The sequence below is a fragment of the Acidimicrobiia bacterium genome, assembly GCA_036271555.1.
Taxonomy (GTDB): Bacteria; Actinomycetota; Acidimicrobiia; order IMCC26256; family PALSA-610; genus DATBAK01.
The window spans coordinates 1-4,709 of sequence record DATBAK010000067.1 but is presented as its reverse complement, the minus strand read 5'-3'; the positions used below and the strand labels follow the sequence as shown (position 1 = coordinate 4,709).

Below are 4,709 nucleotides of genomic sequence, written 5' to 3'. Positions count from 1 at the left end.
CCACCCGCAGTTCTATTTCCGCACGACGGATGTGACGGGCACGATCGCGTTGCCGGAAGGCACGGAGATGGTGATGCCGGGCGACAACACCGAGATGCAGGTCTCGTTGGGCAAGCCGATCGCCATGGAAGAGGGCCTGCGTTTCGCCATCCGTGAGGGTGGCCGCACCGTCGGCGCCGGTCGCGTCATCAAGATCGACAAGTAAGGGAACGAGATGGCGAACGAGAAGCGCGTCAAGGTGACGCTCGCGTGCGAGGTCTGCAAGCGGCGCAACTACATCACGATGAAGAGCAAGATCAACGACCGTGAGCGCATCGAGATGAAGAAGTACTGCCGTTGGGACCGCCAGCACACCCTCCACCGGGAGACGCGGTAGCCACGGCCGCCCTCCGTGGCCTCCGGCCACGTTTCCGGTCGCGCTCGCTCGGTGGCGGGATGCCCGCTGCCGCCCCTGCGACGCTCGCCGCTCCCGGTTTCCGATGCGTAACCTCCTCGGCCTCCGCCGGGTCCGAACCGCCGTCGAGCGGGAGCTTCCGTGGACCAAGGTGAGCTGATCCGGGCCGCCCAACAGGGCGAACGGGAGGCCTTCGACGAGCTGGTGCGCCAGACCTACGTCGACACGTTCACCCTGGCCTACCGGCTCACCGGGAACGAGGAGGACGCACGCGACGTGGCTCAGGACGCCTATCTCCGAGCCTGGCGGGGCATCGGGCGCTTCCGTGGTGAGGCGCAGTTCTCGACGTGGATGTACCGCATCACCGCGAACACCGCGTCGACCCACACCCAGCGTCGTCGTCGCCTCCGCACCGACCAGCTCGAGGACTACGCGGAGCCGCTCGAGGAGCACATCGAGCTGCTGCCGGGTCCGGCCGCCGAGTCGGCCGAGGCGCTCGACCGCGTCGCCTCCGCGATCGGCACGCTCCCGGTGAAGCTGCGCCAGGTCGTGATCCTCAAGGACATCTACGGGCTGTCGCACGAGGAGATCTCGTCCGAGCTCGGCATCTCGGTCGCCGCGGCGAAGGTGCGGTTGCACCGGGCTCGCCGCAAGCTCAAGGACATGCTGTACGAGCAGGGAGTCGAGGCCCATGCGGTGTGACGAAGTCGCCGCGCTGCTCCCGGCGCTGGTCGACGGGGACGCGCGGAACCTCGCGGTCGAGCGTCACGTCGAGTCGTGCATCCGTTGCCAGGCCGAGCTCGCGCGCTACCGCCGGTTGCTCCGAACGCTCCAGCAGTTGCGCACGCGCTTCCTCGAACCGCAACCCGGCTACCTCGCCGAGACGCTCGTCGCGCTCGAGGAGGTCGCCGAGCGCAGCGTGATCCGCTCCGCGTTGTCGGGCAAGCGCCTGGCCTTCGCCGGCGCCGGTACCGCGGTCGCGACGGCCGCGGCCACCGCCGCGGTGCTGATCGCCCGCTCGCGCCGCCGGGCGCTCCCCCTCGCGGGCTAGCGCTCCGGCGAAGCCTCGCGACGACTCGCTCCCACCCCGCGTCGGGAGCGGCGAGCGGCCGCGGGCCGGGTATCCCGGCCTGCAGCGAATGCGACCGGGAAGATCGCACTGCTAACCTGCTCCGCGGCCCCCGGCCCGGAGGGCAGTAGCTCAATTGGAAGAGCATCGGTCTCCAAAACCGACGGTTGGGGGTTCGAGTCCCTCCTGCCCTGCTCTTCTCCCGCCCCTACGAGGCGAAGCGTGAACCGACAGACGAAGCGTCAGATGGCCAAGTCCGGCACGGATAAGCCGCGCGCGCAGGACCGCAAGGCCGTCACGCAGACGAAGGATCGGGAACGCATCTCGCCGGGAGAGTTCTTCTCCGAGGTGCGCGGCGAGATGCGCAAGGTTGCCTGGCCGACCCGGCCCGAGGTCATCAACTCGACGCTCGTCGTGATCGTCGCAGTGATCTTCCTGGGCGGAGTCGTCTTCGCCTTCGACTACGGCGCGGCGAAGTTCGTGCTCTTCCTCTTCGGGTGACCAACACGATGTCTGACGAGTTCGAAACCGACGATTCCGCCGCGCCCGAATCGCGCGCCGTGGAGGTTCGTGACGAAGCCGAGGTCGACGCTGCCGACGCGATCGACGCCGACGAGGTCGCCCCGACCGAAGCCGCGGAGACCGTCGAGGCCGGTGACGTGATCGAGCTGCCCGCCGACGCGGAGCTCGAGGACGTCGATGACGAGGACGAGGAGCTCTACGAGCCCGGTCCGTTCGACCGTCCCGGCGACTGGTACGTCGTACACACGTACGCGGGCTACGAGAACAAGGTGAAGCAGAACCTCGCGAGCCGCGTGCGGTCGATGGGTGTCGAGGAGCGGATCTTCGAGGTCGTCATCCCGATGGAAGACGTCATCGAGTTCAAGGGCGGCAAGAAGGTCGTCGCGCAGAAGAAGGTGTTCCCGGGCTACCTGCTCGTGCGCATGGACCTCGACGACAACTCTTGGTACGTCGTGCGCAACACGCCCGGCGTCACCGGGTTCGTCGGCAGCGGCGCGAAGCCGAGCCCGCTGTCGCGGCGCGAGGTCGAGGACATCCTCGGCGTCCCCGGTCCCGTCGGTGCGGGCACGCCCGAGAAGAAGGCGCGACCGCGTCTCGAGTACGAAGTGGGCGAGCAGGTGCGTGTGGTCACCGGCCCGTTCGCGGACTTCAACGGTTTGATCAGCGAGATCGACGTCGATCGCTCGAAGCTCAAGGTGCTCGTGAACATCTTCGGTCGCGAGACACCCGTCGAGCTCGAGTTCGGCAACGTGGCGAAGCTGTAGGAAGCGCCCGGACGGTTCGCTCCCATCCCGCGTCGGCGCAGCGAGCGGAGCGGATGGAGCGAGCCGAAGGCGAGCGGACGTAGCGGAGTGGAAGCGGAGCAATAGGAATGGCGAAGAAGAGAGTCACCGCGGTCGTGCGGATCCAGATCTCGGCGGGCGCGGCAACGCCGGCGCCGCCGGTCGGAACCGCGTTGGGCCCGCACGGCATCAACATCATGGATTTCTGCAAGGCGTACAACGCGCAGACCGAAGGTCAGCGCGGCATGGTCGTCCCTGCCGAGATCACGATCTTCGAGGACCGCTCCTTCACGTTCGTCACCAAGACGCCACCCGCGTCGAGGCTGCTACTGCAGGCGGCCGGCCTCGAGAAGGGCTCGGTCGCACCGCGACGCGAGAAGGCGGGCTCGGTGACGAAGGCGCAGGTTCGTCAGATCGCGGAGACGAAGCAGCCCGACCTCAACGCCATCGACATCGAGGGTGCGATGGCACAGGTCGCGGGAACCGCGCGATCGATGGGGATCGACGTCGTCGACTGACCAGTTGTGAGATCGCGCCGGCGCGGAGGACCTCGCCGCCCGGCGGACATCCACGAGGGACCCGGAAGGGGACAGGCACATGAGCACGTCCAAGAAGTCCGCCGACGCCGCGAAGCGCTACGACCGGGAGCAGCTGCATGCACCGGACGAGGCACTCGGGCTGGTGAAGTCGCTGGCGACGCGCAAGTTCGACGAGACCGTCGAGGTCGCGTACCGACTCGGTGTCGACCCGCGCAAGGCCGACCAGATGCTTCGGGGCACGGTGTCGCTGCCGTCGGGTACCGGCAAGAACGTGCGCGTCGCGGTGTTCGCCGCCGGTGACGCCGCTCGCGATGCCGAGGCCGCCGGCGCCGACGTGGTCGGTGCCGACGATCTCGTGAAGCGGATCTCCGACGGCTTCCTCGACTTCGACATCGCGATTGCGACGCCCGACCTCATGGGCCAGGTCGGCCGGCTCGGCCGCGTGCTCGGCCCGCGCGGTCTGATGCCGAACCCGAAGACGGGCACGGTCACCACCGACGTCGGCAAGGCCGTGACGGAGTTCAAGGGGGGCAAGGTCGAGTACCGCACCGACCGCCACGGCAACGTGCACGTGCCCATCGGCAAGGCGAGCTTCGACGTCGAGGCGCTGACGACCAACTACGACGCCGTTCACGACGAGATCATGCGGGCCAAGCCGGCGGCGGCGAAGGGCCGGTACATCAAGTCGATCACCGCGTCGTCCACGATGGGCCCCGGAGTGCGCATCAACCCCGACACCAAGGCGCCCGTGCACTGATCAGCGCGCGCGCTGCTGCGCGCGCGTCGCCCCGTTCGGGTCGATCAGCTTGCCGTTGCGCTCCGAGTCAGTGGAAGCGCGGCGTCGCACCGAAGTCGCACGGCTTCACGAAGAGGGCCGTGCCCCGCCGCGCGCTGCCGCGGTCGAGACACTCGCCGTGCACATCGGTGATGACGTTCGACGCGTCGGTGTTGTCGGCGAGCGTCGAGCGCTCCGCGGTGCGGCTCGTGCATTTGCGCGCCACTCCGACTCTGCGCTTCGCGTCACCGTATCGATTCAGCGGCTGAGCGAGAAGGCCTGCAGGTCGCTCGGGTGCACCTTGCAGACGTCGTCGAAGACCGCCGCGCCCTGCGCCGCCTGCGCGGCGGAGACGCACACGGTGCCGGACGCCGACTGCAGCCTCCCGTTCGGGCGGAAACGGAAGCGCTGGCTCGGTCCGTAGGAGCACTGCTTCGCGGTCAGGCGTGTGTCGGGCTGCCCGTCGCCGTAGTCGAGGCACCGACCCTGGGCGACGACGAGCGAGCTCGATCCGTCGGTGTTGTCGGTGAAGGCGAAGTGCTGCGCGTCCTGTGCCGCGCAAATGCCCACCTCGATGGTCACGTCGTTCGGGTCGGCCTCGTCGAGCGCGAGGCAATAGTTCGTGTCG

Annotated in this window: 10 protein-coding genes and 1 tRNA gene; 9 read left to right on the top strand and 2 right to left on the bottom strand. The window is 68.5% G+C overall.

Features of this window, described 5'->3' with window-relative positions; genetic code table 11:
- The 9 genes from VH914_16385 to rplA all read left to right on the top strand — a co-directional run.
- Positions 1 to 205: elongation factor Tu (locus VH914_16385; GenBank protein HEX4492785.1), on the top strand; the 205-nt coding region annotated here is incomplete at its 5' end.
- Between the two features lie 9 nt (positions 206 to 214).
- The gene (gene rpmG, locus VH914_16380) at positions 215 to 376 is read left to right on the top strand and encodes a 50S ribosomal protein L33 (protein HEX4492784.1); all 162 of its coding nucleotides are present in this window, start codon (positions 215 to 217) and stop codon (positions 374 to 376) included.
- A 159-nt stretch (positions 377 to 535) separates the two neighbouring features.
- Positions 536 to 1,096 (top strand): sigma-70 family RNA polymerase sigma factor, encoded by a 561-nt coding sequence (locus tag VH914_16375; GenBank protein ID HEX4492783.1) that lies wholly within the window; start codon positions 536 to 538, stop codon positions 1,094 to 1,096.
- Positions 1,086 to 1,445, top strand: coding sequence for a hypothetical protein (locus VH914_16370; GenBank protein ID HEX4492782.1), 360 nt, complete (start codon positions 1,086 to 1,088; stop codon positions 1,443 to 1,445). The genes VH914_16375 and VH914_16370 overlap by 11 nt, the downstream gene beginning before the upstream one ends.
- Positions 1,446 to 1,584: 139 nt before the next feature.
- Positions 1,585 to 1,657, top strand: a tRNA-Trp gene (locus tag VH914_16365).
- A 28-nt stretch (positions 1,658 to 1,685) separates the two neighbouring features.
- A complete protein-coding gene (gene secE / locus VH914_16360; GenBank protein ID HEX4492781.1) occupies positions 1,686 to 1,964 on the top strand; it encodes a preprotein translocase subunit SecE in 279 nt (92 codons plus the stop codon).
- A 59-nt stretch (positions 1,965 to 2,023) separates the two neighbouring features.
- The gene (gene nusG, locus VH914_16355; GenBank protein ID HEX4492780.1) at positions 2,024 to 2,749 is read left to right on the top strand and encodes a transcription termination/antitermination protein NusG; all 726 of its coding nucleotides are present in this window, start codon (positions 2,024 to 2,026) and stop codon (positions 2,747 to 2,749) included.
- A gap of 107 nt (positions 2,750 to 2,856) precedes the next feature.
- Entirely contained in the window at positions 2,857 to 3,285 is a 429-nt protein-coding gene (gene rplK / locus VH914_16350; protein ID HEX4492779.1) for a 50S ribosomal protein L11, read from the top strand.
- A gap of 79 nt (positions 3,286 to 3,364) precedes the next feature.
- Positions 3,365 to 4,063 (top strand): 50S ribosomal protein L1, encoded by a 699-nt coding sequence (gene rplA / locus VH914_16345; GenBank protein ID HEX4492778.1) that lies wholly within the window; start codon positions 3,365 to 3,367, stop codon positions 4,061 to 4,063.
- Between the two features lie 67 nt (positions 4,064 to 4,130).
- Here rplA and VH914_16340 read toward each other — a convergent pair whose 3' ends face one another.
- Together VH914_16340 and VH914_16335 are read right to left on the bottom strand one after the other, a co-directional pair.
- The gene (locus VH914_16340) at positions 4,131 to 4,307 is read right to left on the bottom strand and encodes a hypothetical protein (GenBank protein ID HEX4492777.1); all 177 of its coding nucleotides are present in this window, start codon (positions 4,305 to 4,307) and stop codon (positions 4,131 to 4,133) included.
- Between the two features lie 32 nt (positions 4,308 to 4,339).
- A partial coding sequence (locus VH914_16335; GenBank protein HEX4492776.1) for a ricin-type beta-trefoil lectin domain protein occupies positions 4,340 to 4,709 on the bottom strand: 370 nt, incomplete at its 5' end.